This is a genomic window from Actinoplanes sp. NPDC023801 (assembly GCF_040639655.1).
Taxonomy (GTDB): domain Bacteria; phylum Actinomycetota; class Actinomycetes; order Mycobacteriales; family Micromonosporaceae; genus Actinoplanes.
The window spans coordinates 308,545-324,465 of sequence record NZ_JBFAAI010000006.1 but is presented as its reverse complement, the minus strand read 5'-3'; the positions used below and the strand labels follow the sequence as shown (position 1 = coordinate 324,465).

General features: G+C 66.4%; 14 protein-coding genes, 2 tRNA genes and 1 pseudogene. 8 read left to right on the top strand and 9 right to left on the bottom strand.

Annotated features, from left to right (window positions below; all coding sequences use genetic code 11):
- The first annotated feature begins 152 nt into the window (after positions 1-152).
- Complete coding sequence (locus AB0G04_RS15220) at positions 153-1,097, top strand: GIY-YIG nuclease family protein (protein ID WP_360982273.1); 945 nt, start codon at positions 153-155, stop codon at positions 1,095-1,097.
- Between the two features lie 133 nt (positions 1,098-1,230).
- On the opposite strand, the gene AB0G04_RS15215 is transcribed toward AB0G04_RS15220, so the two are convergent.
- Complete coding sequence (locus AB0G04_RS15215; protein ID WP_360982271.1) at positions 1,231-2,058, bottom strand: replication-relaxation family protein; 828 nt, start codon at positions 2,056-2,058, stop codon at positions 1,231-1,233.
- Positions 2,059-2,936: 878 nt separating this feature from the next.
- On the opposite strand from AB0G04_RS15215, the gene AB0G04_RS15210 reads away from it, so the two are divergent.
- Both AB0G04_RS15210 and AB0G04_RS15205 read left to right on the top strand, forming a co-directional pair.
- Positions 2,937-3,272: a DNA-binding protein gene (locus AB0G04_RS15210; RefSeq protein ID WP_360982269.1), complete on the top strand. Its 336-nt coding sequence runs from the start codon at positions 2,937-2,939 to the stop codon at positions 3,270-3,272.
- Positions 3,269-4,726 (top strand): tyrosine-type recombinase/integrase, encoded by a 1,458-nt coding sequence (locus AB0G04_RS15205; RefSeq protein WP_360982267.1) that lies wholly within the window; start codon positions 3,269-3,271, stop codon positions 4,724-4,726. The genes AB0G04_RS15210 and AB0G04_RS15205 overlap by 4 nt, the downstream gene beginning before the upstream one ends.
- 79 nt (positions 4,727-4,805) lie before the next feature.
- Here AB0G04_RS15205 and AB0G04_RS15200 read toward each other — a convergent pair.
- Positions 4,806-4,919 (bottom strand): annotated as a pseudogene (locus tag AB0G04_RS15200) (IS5/IS1182 family transposase); the annotation flags it as partial.
- Positions 4,920-5,147: 228 nt separating this feature from the next.
- Between AB0G04_RS15200 and fxlM the strand changes: the two are divergent.
- On the top strand, positions 5,148-6,383 hold the full coding sequence (gene fxlM / locus AB0G04_RS15195) for a methyltransferase, FxLD system (RefSeq protein ID WP_360982265.1): 1,236 nt from the start codon (positions 5,148-5,150) through the stop codon (positions 6,381-6,383).
- A gap of 124 nt (positions 6,384-6,507) precedes the next feature.
- Here the strand turns inward: fxlM and AB0G04_RS15190 are convergent, their stop codons facing one another.
- Both AB0G04_RS15190 and AB0G04_RS15185 read right to left on the bottom strand, forming a co-directional pair.
- Positions 6,508-7,068, bottom strand: a complete 561-nt coding sequence (locus AB0G04_RS15190) for an HD domain-containing protein (protein ID WP_360982263.1) — start codon at positions 7,066-7,068, stop codon at positions 6,508-6,510.
- A gap of 11 nt (positions 7,069-7,079) precedes the next feature.
- Entirely contained in the window at positions 7,080-8,198 is a 1,119-nt protein-coding gene (locus AB0G04_RS15185) for a helix-turn-helix transcriptional regulator (RefSeq protein ID WP_360982261.1), read from the bottom strand.
- Between the two features lie 479 nt (positions 8,199-8,677).
- On the opposite strand from AB0G04_RS15185, the gene AB0G04_RS15180 reads away from it, so the two are divergent.
- Genes AB0G04_RS15180 through AB0G04_RS15165 form a run of 4 tightly spaced genes read left to right on the top strand, consistent with a single transcriptional unit; the run spans position 8,678 to position 11,995 of the window.
- Positions 8,678-9,514 carry an SAM-dependent methyltransferase gene (locus AB0G04_RS15180; RefSeq protein ID WP_360982259.1) on the top strand — a complete coding sequence of 279 codons (837 nt, stop codon included), beginning with the start codon at positions 8,678-8,680 and terminating at the stop codon, positions 9,512-9,514.
- 3 nt (positions 9,515-9,517) lie between these two features.
- Entirely contained in the window at positions 9,518-10,615 is a 1,098-nt protein-coding gene (locus AB0G04_RS15175; protein WP_360982257.1) for a cupin domain-containing protein, read from the top strand.
- A gap of 57 nt (positions 10,616-10,672) precedes the next feature.
- Complete coding sequence (locus tag AB0G04_RS15170) at positions 10,673-11,149, top strand: hypothetical protein (RefSeq protein WP_360982255.1); 477 nt, start codon at positions 10,673-10,675, stop codon at positions 11,147-11,149.
- 15 nt (positions 11,150-11,164) lie between these two features.
- Complete coding sequence (locus AB0G04_RS15165; RefSeq protein ID WP_360982253.1) at positions 11,165-11,995, top strand: phosphotransferase; 831 nt, start codon at positions 11,165-11,167, stop codon at positions 11,993-11,995.
- 15 nt (positions 11,996-12,010) lie between these two features.
- On the opposite strand, the gene AB0G04_RS15160 is transcribed toward AB0G04_RS15165, so the two are convergent.
- The 5 genes from AB0G04_RS15160 to AB0G04_RS15140 form a co-directional block, all read right to left on the bottom strand.
- Positions 12,011-12,592, bottom strand: coding sequence for a DUF4839 domain-containing protein (locus AB0G04_RS15160; protein ID WP_360982251.1), 582 nt, complete (start codon positions 12,590-12,592; stop codon positions 12,011-12,013).
- A gap of 309 nt (positions 12,593-12,901) precedes the next feature.
- Complete coding sequence (locus AB0G04_RS15155; protein WP_360982249.1) at positions 12,902-13,408, bottom strand: topology modulation protein; 507 nt, start codon at positions 13,406-13,408, stop codon at positions 12,902-12,904.
- A gap of 686 nt (positions 13,409-14,094) precedes the next feature.
- A tRNA-Arg gene (locus tag AB0G04_RS15150) sits at positions 14,095-14,167 on the bottom strand.
- 40 nt (positions 14,168-14,207) lie between these two features.
- Positions 14,208-14,298 (bottom strand) — tRNA-Ser (locus tag AB0G04_RS15145).
- A gap of 654 nt (positions 14,299-14,952) precedes the next feature.
- Positions 14,953-15,423 (bottom strand): hypothetical protein, encoded by a 471-nt coding sequence (locus tag AB0G04_RS15140; protein WP_360982248.1) that lies wholly within the window; start codon positions 15,421-15,423, stop codon positions 14,953-14,955.
- Between the last annotated feature and the right edge of the window lie 498 nt (positions 15,424-15,921).

Below are 15,921 nucleotides of genomic sequence, written 5' to 3'. Positions count from 1 at the left end.
CCGAGCCAGCGCACCCTCATCCACGCCGCGCAGCCAAACACCTTCACCCAACAGCTACAAGCGACACACCGTACCGACCTAACAAAGTCCTACTAAGTAGCTGATCCATCCCCTCGAATGCCACGTTTTGACCGGCGAACTAAGTTGGACTCGTGGCCTATCGCGTGGGATTCGTCTACATCCTGTCGAACCCGACAATGCCCGGGTTGGTGAAGGTGGGTTACACCGATCTGTTGCCCGAGGATCGCGCCCGCAAGCTGCGCTCCACCGGTGTACCTGTGCACTTCGTCGTTGAACATCGGATGCTGACATCGCATTCCCAAGCGGTGGAGCGCGCTGCTCACCGGATCTTGAAGGGCGTCCGGGTCAGCGAACAACGAGAATTTTTCGCCACCGAGGTGTCGGTTGCGGTGGATGCCGTTCGGCAGGCTGCCGCCGAGCAGGATGGCATTGAAAGTTGGCAGACTAGCGAACCGGTACGACTCAGCCACGGCGATCGGATCGCACTCAGCCTGCGCAAAGGTCAGATGTTCGCTGTGTTGCCCTACCGCGCAACCGGCGAGATACAACCACCGCTGGACCTGTGGCAAGCGCACCATGACGGGGATGTACTGGAGTTGATGGCTGAGGACGATCCACGCTCGGTATCAGGCTTCTCTGTCACGGACCCCTACGGCGACGAAGACCCAGTGCCCTATCTGAACCGTGAGGAGGACGCGGTCAATGGGTGGCTCATCGGTAAAGAACGGCTGAGCCCTGGACAACGCCTCCTCTGGCTGGACGGCGAATGCAACAAGCCGGCAACGCTGATCGGATGGTTCGAGTTCCACGCCTTCGGCCAAGTGGTGTGCCGAACCTGGAATCCTCAGGTGACCGACGAAGGCTGGCCCGTCTCGCTCAACCATTTCGACATTAAACCGACCCCGACCATGACAGCCGTGCTGCACAAAAGTTGTCGGCTTCCCCGTCCCGAGCTATCCGACGCTGCGCGGGCTCAGGCGTTACGTTCAGATGATTACGGCACCCGACCGCAGCCCGCTGCTCACTGGCTGACCCAGTTGCAGGCACGCGGCCGGCGCGCATCCTCCTCTGACTGAGACCTTGACGATTTGTCCGACGGGGGTGCACGACCTGACGCCGCGTTGCCCTCGCGTATATGCACGTACTCGCATATGGAGTCGGCTGCTGCGATCCAACGCACCAGAGTTCTGACCCGGCGAGCGTTCCTGATCAGAGACCTGACAGTCGGCAGCGCTCGCTCGATCCAACGGTGGTCCAGATCTGGCAGGCTGGACAGGCCGAGCCTTCGCGAGTACCAGTGGCGACGCGCAACAGGTCGGGTAGGTCAGTGAAGCGCTGCCGGAGGTTGCGTTCCCTGGCGGCGGAGTGCAGCCAGAACAGGACCGGCCAGGACCGGCCGAGAGTGGCGAAGAGCCTCGCGTAGCCGACGACCTTGGCCGTCAGAACGCCCAGTGGTTCGGTGCCGGTGTCGTACTCGAGGAAGAACGGAACGTCGCGGCCGTCCTCGGCCCAGAGCCCGTACCCGTCCGGGCGTACCGATGGCTCGTACGCGCGAAGCAGCGCCGGGTCGTTACCGGTGACGAAGGTGCCGGCGCGTTGACAGACGGCTTCGGGCAGCCACTGCTGGAGTTCGGCGCCGGGGTGAGTACGGGCGTGGCCGGCGAGGTCGGTGAAGAATTGGTTGACGCCGAGCCGGTGGGCGAGAGTGCGGGTGGAGGTCCAGCGGCGGCGTTCGAGGCGGGCGTGGTCGCGGCGGGGCGGCCGTTCATCGCGGGCCGCGGCGACGACTTCGGCGCCGAGCTGGTCGATGAGCCAGTGGTACGGGTACGAGCCGCCGTCGGCGCGCTGCGGGCGGAAGCGGGCGATCAGACGCAGTTGGTAGAGGGTGCGCAACCGTCGCTGGCAGAAGTCCAGCGACGGGAACAGGGCCCCGGCCAGCTGGGGTGTGGTTAGCACGCCGTGGTCGTAGAGCCAGCCCAGCAGGATCCGGTCGCGGGCGGTGAGCTGGGACTGCACCCGCAGGACGGGATCATCCATGCCGTACCCCCGGGGAGACCCGAACGATTGCAGGGTCTGTCGGAGCACATGTCCCTGGCGTCGACAGCCGCCCTGACCTGCGCTGTGAGGCGGGTGTGGGGGTCGGTCCGGGGGTCCGGTTGAAGACTGACGTCAACACTGACGGCAGAGCTGACGTCCACACGGACGGCCGAACCGTCGTCGGTGGCGAGTAAAAGGACTGCAACAGAAATCTCCTCAATCTTCGAGAGGTGCTGGCGGCCGGCCGGAACCTCTGCGCGGGCGGGCCTGGTGCTGGCGAAAACCGGCGGGCACGGCATGGATGGCGTTAGAGCCGTGGGCGCCACCGTCTTCGGTGGCCGCGGGTAAGGGCGGCGTCGGCCCTTGCGGCCCGGGGTGCGCTGCGGGGCGGAGAGTGCGGCCTTCGGTATACCGGAGCAAGCAGCGGTCGGCTGGCCGCTTCTGCGCCACGCGTTCCAGCGACGTCATCCTCAAAACGGGGTTTGTCAGCTCAGACGAACACTCTGCGATCTAACAGGTTTCTGACAGGCCGCCAAGAATCTCTGACGGTGCAGGTCAGCAGGTATTCCGACGGGATTCACCATGACGCCTCTGCAGGACCGGCCGAGCTGTCAGTCGGTTGTACACAACCGACTGACAGCGCATTCCGCAAGTCGATGTTCATCTGCGCTGTCCGTCTCGGCGTCCGCAGCCGATCAAGGCGCTGAGCTGCACTGTCAGACTTTCGTCAGGCGCTGTCAGGAACCTGTTAGACCGAAGAGTGTTCGCCGGAGCTGACAAAAGCCGGTTTGAGAGTGCCAGCGCATCCCGCCCGGGCCAGCGGGCGGCGAGATCGCGCCCGGCGTCGGCCCGTCTCTTGCGACAGGAGCACTCTCACCATGAACGCCACCCCGAACACCGGCACCGGCCACCGCGACGGTGTGTGGACCGAGGACCGCATCCGCGCCCTGGGCGCCGTCACCGACCTACCCACCGCCGCCCGGATCTTCGGGCTCGGCCGGTCCCTGGCCTACGACCTCGCCCGCACCGGCCAATTCCCGGCACCGGTCATACGCGTCGGCACCCGCTACCGCGTCTCGATCGCCGGCATCCTCGCCGCTCTCGGCCTCCCCGCCCGCGGCGACTTGACCTTCTCGGCGCAGTCGAGCGTGGATCACCACGGCGCAATCAGAACGACCGCCGTCCACGACCACGCGACACAGGGAGAACCGTGATCAGCGAAGGATCCATCACCAAACGATGCGGCTGCAAAAATGCCGTCACCGGGAAACGACTCAACAGCGGCTGCCCGAAACTCCGTCGCCCCGGCGGCTCGTGGAGCACCACCCACGGCACCTGGGGCTACCAACTCGAACTCCCGACCGCACCACGGCAGACCCGCCGGGTGCTACGCCGCAGCGGCTTCGACGACCGCGACACCACCCGTACCGAGCTCGACCACGCCCGCTCGCTGCTCGCCCTCGCCGGCGATGACACCGGCCTCGCCGTCCAGATCGGCGACATGCTCCAGGCATGCAAGAACGGCATCCCGCTACCCAGCCTCGACACCGTCGCCGCCCGCGTGCGCGCCGGAGTCCCCGCCAACGTGCCGACCACCACCGGCCAGTACCTCACCGAATGGCTCGCCGGACGACGCGGCCTGTCACCGAACACCCTCCTGTCGTACGGCGACCACATCCGCCGCCGGCTCATCCCGCACCTCGGCGACATCCCGCTGCAGAGCTTGCGGACCAGCCACATCCAGGCCATGTTCACCGCCCTCGACCAGCGCAACGCCCAGATCCGCACCGCGCGGGCCAGCGACGACCCCGTTATACGCGCCTCGGTTCGCGGGGTCCGGCCGTTGGGCCCCACCAGCATGGTTCGGCTGTACGCCACGCTGCGGGCGGCCCTCAACGACGCCGTCCGCCGCTCCCGGCTCATCCCCCACAACCCTGCCCTGGGTATCGAACTCGAACCCGTTGCACGCCCGAAGGCACGCGTCTGGACGCCCAAGGCGGTCGAGCAGTGGAAGGTCACCGGACAGCGGCCCAGCCCGGTGATGGTGTGGCGACCCGAACAGGCCGGACAGTTCCTCGACTACGCCCAGAAACACGACGCCGTGCTCTACCCACTTTTCGAGCTGATCCTGCACCGCGGCCTACGCCGCGGCGAGGCCATCGGCCTCCGCGACTTCGACGTCGACCTGGACGAGGCGTACCTCAGCGTCGTCCAGCAGATCACCTCCGTCGGCTACACCCCTGTCACCCGCGAAGTGAAGAGCGACGCCGGAGACCGGATCATCCCCCTCGGCCCGACCACCGTCGCCGGTCTCACCGCCTACCTCGACATGCGTAACCGCTGGCAACAGGTCAGCGGCGACACCTGGCCGAACACCGGGCTGTTCTTCGTACGCCCCAACGGCCAGCCCTGGCACCCCCAAGCCATCAGCGGCCGCTTCGACTACCTCGTCAAAGCCAGCGGCCTACCACCGGTACGCCTGCACGACCTGCGCCACTGCGCCGCCACCTACCTACGCCACGGCGGCGCCGACATGAAAGAGATCCAAGAAGTCCTCGGCCACTCCACCATCGGCCTCACCTCCGACACCTACACCTCCGTCATCCTCGACCTCCGCCGCCCCAACGCCGACGCCGCCGCCAACCTCATCCCCCGCGAAGCCGCATAGGGCATCTCTTCCCGGGTGGCGTACCAGATCGGCGGTCCGCTCCCTGTGGCGACAAGTCAGCTGATTCGGCTGGCGACACCCGTTTCTCCCACTTCGGCGGACGACCCTTCACCGAGACCGGCAGCAACACGGCGAGGCGCTGCCACTGAGCGTCGGTGAGGTCATGCCGCCTCGTCACCGCTGAGGTGGCCACGAGGTCTCCGGTATGAAGTTTGGTTTGGTCGCTGAACCTCTACCGGAGACCTCTCAAGTTATCGATCAACGCCACGGCGTGACCTTCACCGGCGACCACCACCTCTGAAAGACGCCTTAGCCTCGTTGAATCAGCAGGCACAGACGCTGCCAGCCGTTCCGTCATCACCGTTCGCCCTCAGCTCATGCGCCCGGAAGGCCAGGGACGCCCCGACCGAAAGGAGCACCAGTGGATTCCGTTGTCGAGGACATGTCGCCCGGACAGCTACGTGACCGGCTGGCAACTCAGTTGACGGGCAGGAACTGGATCCGGACCACACCGGTGGAAGCGGCGTTCCGGGCAGTGCCTCGGCATCTGTTCGTACCGGACACCGTCACTGCGGTCGAGGCGTACGAGGACACCGTCGTCGCGACGAAACACGGCCAGGACGGCACGACGTTAAGTTCGGTTTCGGCGCCCTGGGTACAGGCGTACGCGTTGGAAGAATCGGGAATCCGGTCCGGTGACCGGGTGCTGGAGGTCGGCTCCGGCGGCTACAACGCGGCGCTGCTCGCCGAACTCACCGGCCCGCACGGCCACGTCGTCACCGTCGACATCGACGCCGACATCACCACCGCCGCCCGCTCATACCTCGACTCAGCCGGCTATCCCCACGTCGAGGTCGTGCACGGTGACGGCGAGCGCGGACACCAGCCCGGCGCGCCGTACGACGCGATCATCGTTACCGTCGAAGCCGGCGACATCCCGGCCGCCTGGATCGAGCAACTCGCACCAGGCGGGCGGATCGTCGTGCCCCTGCGGATGCGGACCCTGACCCGCTACCTCACCCTGCAGCACCAGGGTGACCACCTCGCTGCCACCGCCGCCCTGCAATGCGGATTCGTAGCCATGCAGGGTGACCGCAGCCAGCGCGCCCGCCGGGTACCGCTGCGCGGCAACGACATCGTTCTACTGCTCGACGATCCCGGCGAGGTGCACGCCGACGACCTCGCGGCAGCCCTGACACAGCCGCGGGTAGAGCGATGGGCACCGGTCACCATCAGCGGGCAGGAATCCGATGCGTTCGAGTCCCTACATCTATGGCTGTCCAGCCAGCCGCGACCGTTCGGCGCGCTCGCCGTCGACCGCGAGGCCACCGCCGGCCTACTCGACCCGCAAGATCGATTCACCTGCCCGACTCTGCTCACCGATGACAGCCTCGCCTACCTCGCCATGCGCAAAAACGACGACACCACATGGCAGCTTGGCGCCCACGGCTTCGGACCACACGCGGATACCCTCGCCACGGACCTGCAGGACCTCATCGTGACGTGGGACTGCGACTACCGGCACGGCTCAGGCCCGGAGATCACCGTGCACCCTGTCGACCCACCTCCGGCGGAACCCGACCAGCTCCGCCTCACCGTCACCCGCCGGCACACCACGATCCTCACCACCTGGCCGGCACAAGGCAGACCACGGTGAGCATCAGCCCGGCTCACGGCGGCGATTTCCCAAGGTGAGCATTGGCGGGGTGGGTGGCTCGCTCACCGTCGGACGCCCTCACCTCCATGGTGGAAGAGTGACGATGCTCTCGACATGGACATGATCAACGATGGCGCCAGGACAGCGGCGATAGCGCAGTTGCCGCCTCTGCAATTCGCCGGCCGGTCTCGGTCTTCAACTCCTTCTGGGCGGACTCAATCCAACCCTCGACTCTCTGGACACCGATTTCCCGATACTCCACGGCCTGAAGCAGCATCTCCAGTTTGTCGGCATCCCGGGCGCATATTGCATCGAGGGTTTGGCGGGCCTCGTACTCATCGACAGCAGACCGGACGGCTTCGCGGGCAGGATCCGGGAGTTGCGCTGTCTGGTCGGCGGTGATCTGGCGTGGGTCCGGCTTCGTCAGATAGGCGGTGGCCGTGTGGGGCAGATCCCCCGTGCGGGTTTCCTGGGTGTCGTGCCATAGGGCGAGGAACGCTGCACGGGCAGGGTCAGCACCTTCCTCCGCGGCGATGAGGGCGGCGAGTTGAGCGGTCCGCGTCGTGTGCTCGGCGACGGACTCAGGATCACGGACGCCCGCATGCCACCAGCCAGTACGGCGCACGCGTTTCAGTAGCCCGAGTTCGTACCCGAATGTGGCGATTGCCTCGGCTTCCTCTGACACGGTGGTCCTCTCTACCGGTCGGTGATGCGCGCAGCGTATTGAAGTCCGGCTACCTGGTTGCGCTCGGTACGGCTCAGTGCGTCAGTCGACGCGAGCCTATCGAGTGCCACGGCAAGTGACGCGCGGACGTCGGGTCGCCCATTGAGTAGTGAGGGCCGTGAGGCGATCAGGGCATGAAGCGTGCAGATATTAAGTGGCCGGTGGGGCGACTCCGGATCAAGGCGCCCCATCAGGTGCTGGAAAAGTCGAGCGCCTGTCCATGAACGCGTGTCAGCGTCGGCCATAAAGGCGTCATCGGTTTGCTCGTCACTCAATTCGCCGATCCAATACGCCCAGTAGTTGAGGTTCGCGGCTTGCTGGAACTGGTCGGTCATTTTTTCGACGAAGTCGTAGAGATGAGTGCTGTCGCCGGCGACGGCGAGCGCGACCGATGCGGACCTGACTTCCAACAGCCCGGCGATGTCGCGTTCGAGGGGGCGGGTTCGCCCGGCACGGTGCCACTCGGCGCGGAGCCAGTCGACCACTTCCGATCGTCCGTCGAATCCGAGCAGATAGACGGCTTGGCGACGTAGAAGCACTTCATCGGTACGCGTTGCCTGCTCCGCGACGGTAAGCAGGTGATCAAGGAAGCGAGTGCGTTCCTCGGCGGTCAGGACGGGGCGGAGCGGAGCCGGTCCCCGCCGAGGTATCTGGACTACGAACTCGTGCAGGTGGCTGGGAGTACGACCGAGGATCGGCCACAGGATCAGGTTAGTGAGCGTCCAACGGTGGACGCTCGCAGCCAAGGGATGATTATCGGGGTCCACCCAGGCATGACCTGCGATGATTCCAGTCGAGAGCACTTGGTCCGCTTCAATCGCCTCACGAAGATGACGACCAGTCGCCGCCGGCGCACCGAGCCGCGACAGCCGACCACACAGGCGCAGGAAGTCACCCGCGCTCACAGCGGAGAGTGGCCGTCGACCGGACTCCCATCCTTGGATCGTGGTGACGTCGACACCCACCGCCGCAGCAAGCTTCTCCTGTGTCAGGGCAGCGGACTGGCGGGCAAGTTTCAACACAAAACCCGAGACGGTGCCAATCGTGCGGCAACCCTGACCGCCAGTCAGAGTTGTCAGTCCACGCACCATGGAAACCTCCCCAGAATTCCTGATTGAGCGCCCTCTACTCGTACTGGCTGTCAATTCTGCGCATCGCCGTTTCATCGTACCGTCGGTATATCAACAAACTGGAGTGTTGCTTAGCAAGAATAACTTTCGCATCACCGCCGGTTGTCGACCATGCAACTTGACACGCGTCAATTACTTCCGCTGCGCTGCAGGAGGGGCAAAGATGACAGGCGAAACCTACTATGCAACGTCGGCCGAAGCTCAACTGAGCAAAGCCCAAGCGACGCTCGATGAGCATGCGACGTCAAGTGCCACGGGGCGGTGCAGGGCGTGCGGGGCATGGGGGCCTTGCTGGCGCCGAGAGGGCGCGCTGGCCATCTTCTCTCGAAGCTTACGACTGCCTATGCGTCAGCAGGGCGCGAGTCGCCCGGAGTTGATCGGCGCGGTACGCATCGGCGCCCCGTTGCTGCCGGTCGCAGGGTAACGACACCACCGACGTCATGACCGTCTCCGACAACCGTGGCGACCGGCTGGACCCCCACACTCCACAACCGGCCCGCCGCTACAACTACTGGCTGGGCGGCAAGGACAACTTCGCCGCCGATCGCGAATCGGGCGACGCCATCGCCGCTGTCTACCCCGGCGTCATCGCTGCCGCACGCGAGAACCACAAATTCGCCGGACGTGCCGTCCGCTACCTCGCCGCACGTCACGGCATCGACCAGTTCCTCGATGTCGGACCCGGGCTACCCACCTTCAACCACACCCACGATGTCGCCCAGCAGATCAGCCCGGCCGCTCGCATCGTCTATGCCGACAACGACCCTCACGTTCTCGTACACGCTCGAGCTCTGCTCACCGGAACCAACGAGGGCCGTATCGCTTACATCGACGCTGACCTGCGTGAGCCGAGCAGCATTCTGCACGCCGACGGACTTCTTCACACCCTTGACCTGTCCCGCCCTGTCGGGCTCGTGTTGGCCGCCGTCCTGCACTTCCTACCCGACGAGTACGCCTACTCCAGCGTGCGCGCTTTGACCGAAGTACTGGCCCCGGGCAGCTTCCTGGTCCTGTCGCACGCCACCTACGACCTGTTACCGGCAGGCGTGAGAAGCGCGTTGACAAGCAGGAACTTCCCCGGCAAAACCGGGTTCACCAGCCGTACCCGATCACAGATCGGCGAGTTCTTCGCTGATCTCAACCTGATCCGGCCGGGCCTGACGCCGGTCAACCGCTGGCGCCGCGAGCTCAGCAGCCCCACGCCCAGCGGCTCGGTAGCCATCCTCGGTGGCGTCGCCGTCAAACCCGGCAGGTGCCGTGATCACATCCGCCGATAGCGGGTGCCGCACCTCGCGCTGGCATCCCGAGCACACGGTGAAGGCCGTCCGACCCCTCCCGCTCAACGCAGCGAAGGCAAAGGCCGCCTGTTCGCATCCAGAGCAACCAACTCGGACTCGACCACGCCCACCCCCGGAGGATGCAATGTCGCTATCAATGTTGTTCGACAAAACCACGGTCAACGACATGATGAGCGCCTGGCCGACGAAGCCGGCGCTTCACCGACCGCCCGACGACAGCCGCCTTCCCCACGCCGTCAACGTGGAACTCATCAACGGCTATCTCCACACCGGCACCGCGCCCGAAGAGCAGCTCATCGTGATCAAAGACGGGGCGGCACTCCACTCCCGGGCATATACGACGGACGGCTACCTCGACCCGGGCAAGGTCGCGAATGGCGCGGCCGGGGCTACACCATCCAGCTGCGCAACCTGCACCGCTGGTGTCCGGCAGTCCACGCGATCTGCGCGGCGATCCAGGACGAGACCGGATACGGCACCTACGCCACCGGCTTCGTCACACCGGCCGGCGGGCAAGGGCTGCATCACCACTGGGACCAGAACATGGGCCTGATCTACCAGCTCGCCGGCCGCAAGACCTGGCAGATCTGGGAGCCCGGCGTCGAAGAGCCCCACCGCGAGCAGTTCGCGTCCAACACCCCGCCCGGCAGCGACGTCCTGCACCGCATGAAGACCACGCGCCCGGACTACGAGTTCGACCTCGGCCCCGGTCAGATCCTCGTGCTGCCGCGCGGCTGGATGCACAACCCCCACGCGCGCGGCCAGACGCAGGAGAGCGTCCATGTGACCTTCGTGGCCCGCGAGCGCACCGGCTACTGGGTCGCCGGAAAACTGGCCCAGGCCGCGCTCACCTCGACCTTGCTACGACGCGTGATCCCACCCGCCGACGTCGTGGATCCGGCCGCGTTCGCTCAGCAGGTCGCCCAGGCACGGGACCTGTTGACGCAGTGGCTGGCCGGCGCCGACGTCAACACCTTGGCTGCCGACCTGCTCCAGGCGGCGCGCACCGAGCCGAACGTCGACTACATCTCCCACGCCCCTGGACAGAACCTCATCGGCAATCACCAGTCGGCCCGTTAGATACGGGATTTCGCCGGCGCATCAGGCGCCGGTGATCCATACAGCACAGGAGGAATCGTGACACTCGCACCCGCCCTGCCGCCGAAGGCCGCCAAGGACCCCCAGGCGCTCGTCGACCCGGACACCTTCGACAAGCTCGCCGACTTCTTCGCCGCCCGCCAGGAGGTCACCACGACCTACGCCCGCCGCGCCGTCGGGCAGATGCTGCTCATGCTCAAGGCCCACGCCGACTCGCAGCACGACCCCGACTTCGGCCGGATGCTGCCGGACGGCCGGTCGTACCGGGTCGTACCGACCGAGCCGGTCGACGCGGCCTGGCACGCATCCCTGCAACACACCGAGCCGTACGCCGCCGCCTGCCACCAGATCGCGGGACACTTCGTCCACCACGTGCCGATCCTGACCGAAGGCATGGCGGACGGCTCCTCGCTGGAGTACACCCGCCAGGCCCTGAAAGCGACCGGCTACTACATCGACCCCGAGTTCTGGGAGGGCGAGGCGAACTCCTGCTGCCCGCCCAACCCGGGAATCTGAAGGACGATCTGACCGATGCGCAGTGACTGGACCGCGTTACCCGAAGCCGTCACCGACGAGACAACCGACCGCGTCGGCGAATCTCACGTCATCCCCGCTGCGACCGGCGACCATGCGGAGATAGCCGCGACCGTCGTCGGGACGAGGGGGACGGTGTTCGTCAAGGCGGCCCACAGCGATTTCGGGGTCCGGTCCCTGCGCTACGAGCTGCGGGTGAGTGAGGCCGTCAGCGGGTCTCTCTCACCCGCGGTCGAATGGTACTTCGAGGCTGCCGGCTGGCTGGTGGTCGGCTTCGAGCACTGCAACGGCCGGCATGCCGACCTGTCTCCGGGCAGCCCGGACCTTGATCTTCTCGCCGAAGCCCTGACGACGCTCGGCCAGACGTCAGCACCCGACGTGCCGTTGTTCGCCCCGCAGGCACGGCTCGGGTTTGCGCATCCCGCGATGGCCGGCGACACGCTCGTACACACCGACCTCGGCCCGGCGAACCTCATCGTTACTCACCACGGCCTGCGGATCGTCGACTGGGCGATGGCGACCAAGGCCGCACCGTGGATAGAGCTGGCCATGCTCATGCAGTGGCTGATCAGCGCAGGACACACAGCGCAGCAGGCCGAACAGTGGCTGACCCGGTTTCCCGCATGGCGGCTGACAGACCCCGAAGCCCTGGACTACTTCGCGACAAGCAACGCGGAGAAGTGGGCCGCCAAGTCAGCCGGAGCAACCGCGGATTGGATCCATGACCTCGCGGCGTGGACGCATCAGTGGTCGACGTACCGACGGCAGAAGCACAAGCTACGTGATGCGGCGAACCACGGTGCCGAATTGGAACATCGGCGGGCGTGATGTCTGGCCGCTCGGCTATCGGACTTCCGTCGAGACCGGATCGAGGTAGAAGAGGCACTGAACCGTGTTGAACTCACGCACCTCGGCGACGAAGCGGAACCTGTCGCCTTCGCCGACAGTGTCGGGAATCTTGTCGCCCGTCAGGTTCAGGTCGAAGACGTTGACGTCCTCATACTTGAAAGTCGGCCCGACCGTCGACTTCGGCCCCTTGTTGCCCGGTGCCAGGACGAAGTCGTATCGAGTGTCGTAGTCGCCATGGGGCGCCATGTCCACGATCGAGCCGTCGAACCCGACGGTCCGGCCCGTGTACTCAGCTGCGAAGTCCACGTTGGCCTGGTCGCACGTATCCGCCTTCAGCAGTGCCGCGAACTCCCGGCTGTTCCGCGACGTGATCACCTCGATGGCTGGCGACTCGCTTGCCGCTGGTGTCGGGGCTGCGGAGGGCTTCCTGCTCGGGGCGGCCGTCGTCGTGGACGGCGCGGCCTTCGTCTCGCCGTCAGTCTTACCGCCTTCGTCGCCGAGCGCGGCGGCGACGCCACCGGCAACGGCCACAACCGCCAAGACGGCGGCCCCGACGCCGAGAAGACGCCATGGCACCGGCTTCTTCGGCCGACGGAAGTTGAGAGTGGACGGAGCATGCCCGGCTCCTGGTCGACGAACTCCCAGCCGTCCTTCTGCATCCTCGAGATGACCAGGCTGTCGGTGCCGCGAACTGCCCGTACGGTCGTGTACTCGTATCTGATCTCGTCTGCCATGCGGCTGCGCCCCCTATATGAAACTCGCCTCGCGAGAATAGGGATCACCGTCAGGCTCTCGTCATCACCGATGCCACCCTGGCCACAACGTCACGCCGTCGATCCGTCCGGGCTGCTCGCCACGGCTGATCGCACGATGAGCAGCATCCGCCTACATCCGCGGGCGGAGTTCTTCGAGGAACCGCTGTACCTGTCGACGGCCGGTCAGCCTCACCGCTTGCAGATGACTTCCATGCCCGGCGATGAGGGTCTCGATCCGGGGGCGCATCGCTCGGCGATAGCCGAGCACGTACCTGACGACAGCTCCGTTGATCCGGTCGTAGACCCCATCGGCATGCTGCCCTCCGCGGTACTTCCAGCGGCGCCGGACAATGCCCCACAGACACGTTCGGGCCGGCAGATCGAGGAAGACGACGGTGTCAGCGCGCTCCAGCCGGATCGACAGAGTGGAGGCGTAGTTTCCCTCGATGATCCACCGATCCGCGGCGACGAGCCCGCGTTGCAGCTCGGCGAACATGTCCATCGCCGTGGGGTTCCAGTCGCCGTCGTAATACAACGCGTCCAGGTGCACGACGGGCAGCCCGAGACGATCGGCGAGCCGGCGGGCAAGGACCGTCTTGCCGGAGCCGCTGCAACCGATGACAGCGATCCGCTCCATAAGTGGTGACGGTACCGGCGCACCCGGCCGGTCTTCGTTCGCCCGAAGGCCGGAGCGGAACGCCACGTGCCGGGCCTCCCTCGCCGGCAGACCCGCGGCTGGGCTGCCACAAGCGACGGCCGACATACGGCCCCTTCGCCACGGTGCCAGTCGGTCAGCTCATCCCCGGCTGGGGTATGAACCTTCGCGTGACTCTGGGCATAGATCACGTGCTATTGACGCCATAACGCAAAGCATCAGTATTCGGGGCGATGAGGCGACCGAAGCAGCGGATCACCAACGGATCACCCAACACCAAAGACGTACTCACCAGCCAGATCTCGACCAATCCGGCGTCTCACCATCAGAAGCGTTCCGACCGCTCCCGATGCCAACCGGCCGCAGCCTCCTGACGGTCCAGCTCTCCAGGCAACGGCCCAGGTCAGGCGCCATTGGCCAACCCAACCCCAACCCGCTGGCGATGGGCACCACCACCGCCGCGACCAGCCCTTACGACAGACCGCCAGCACAGCCCTGGACGCACACGGACAGAAAAGCGCTGGTCAGCACCAGGACGGACCAGCCAACACAGAACAACCGATCACCACAGGATCACCACATCCCACATAACGGGATTTCGGCAGCCCTGGAATGGGAAACAAAAATGCCGTGAACCGCGTTTCCGCAGGTCACGGCATTTCAAGAAGTGCGCCCGAAGGGACTCGAACCCCTAACCTTCTGATCCGTAGTCAGATGCTCTATCCATTGAGCTACGGGCGCTTCCTTGGTGCTCAGTCAGCCTACAACACCGACTTTTGCGCGGAGACTCCGGGATTCGAACCCGGGAGGGGCTTTAAAACCCCAACCGCATTAGCAGTGCGGCGCCATAGACCAGACTAGGCGAAGTCTCCCCGGTGGCCCGTGGGCCACCGAGGCTTGACAATACCGGACCCGCCGACGGCCGCACAAAGAGGTCGGCATCCGGCACACCGAAGATCTTCGCGCGAGGGCGGGAACAGGCGAAACGTCGCGGTTGCGACTAGGCTTCCAGCGATGGAGGACAACACGCGCCGGGAAGCTCCGCGGGCTCGGGATCCGCGAAGCCCCTTCAGCACGCCCGAGCAGACGCCTCCCGCCGAGAAGCCCGCGTCCGAGCCGGCTCGGCGCGGTTCGCCTCCGGCGGTCACCTTCCAACCTCCCGCCCCGGCTTCCGGTGCCGAAGGTCACACTTCAAACCCCTCTTCTGGTACGGGTGAGCCCGCCCCCCGCCACGGCCGGGCAAAGCCGGTCGCGCGCCCGGTCGAGTCGGGCGAAGGTCCGCCCGCCGCCACCGTGCCGTCCCAGCCGACGCGAAGCCCTGGAAGTGAACGCCGGCCCGCTCCTGGTGCCGGGCGATCCGCTGGCGAGCCGCCCGCGTCGGGTAAGCCGGCAAATCAGCGCGGCACCCGGCCGGCGAAGGCTGCCAAGAAGGCGGGGGCCCCTGATCGAGCAGCTGGGGAGGCTCCGGGCAGATCCGAGACCGCCAAGAGAGCCCCGGCCACCCGCAAGCCGATCGCAGCGCCGGCTCAGAAGACGCCGGCCCCCGAGCCGGCAGCAACCGATCCGGCCCCTGCCCCCACTGCTGAGCGAACTGCACCGGCGGCAGAGGCAATCCCCGCGAAGGCAACGGTCGCGCAGGCCATCGCTGCAGAGACGACGCCCGCGGAGACCATCGCCGCGGAGACGACGCCCACGACGGCAACCGCCACAGAGACAACGCCCACGGAGGCCATCGCCGCGGAGGCAGCCGCAGCAGGGACAACGGCGGCGGAGGCAGCCCGGGGAGAGACGACGGCGAAGCCAACTGCGGCGGGACTGGCGGCGGAGACAACCGCGGCGACGCGCGTCCCAGCAAAGAAGGCGTCCCCCGCGAAGAAGGCGTCCCCGGCCAAGAAGGCTTCACCGGTGAAGAAGGCGGCGCCGTCGGCGACAACCCCACCGGCGGTGAAGGCGGCATCAGAGGCGGCCACCGCCCCGGCCAGGAGGACTCCACCCACGCGCACACCCGCCAAGAAAGCCGCCCCCGCACCCAGGGCAGCCGCCGAACTCCCACAACCGACAGCCCAACAGGCAACCGCAGCGGACCCGGTTACGACAGCGAAACCGACAATCCCAGCACAGCCGGCCATGACAGCGGAACCGACGGCCCCAGCACAACCGGCCATGACAGCGGAACCAGCAGTCCCGACAGCACCGGCCAAGGCACCCGAACTCACGGCGCCGGCGCACCCGGCCGCGACACCGGAACGGACAGCTCCAGCGCAGCAAGCCACGGCGACTGAACCGGAAGCGACATCGGAGCCAGAAACAACGGCCGAACCGAAAGCTCCGGCGCACCCGGCCACGGCGACCGAACCGGAGGCGACATCGGAGCCAGAAACAACGGCCGAACCGAAAGCTCCGGCGCACCCAGCCACGGCGACCGAACCGAAAGCGACATCGGATCCGGAAACAACGGCGGAACCGGCGGCCACGCCTGAACCGGAAGCCGATAC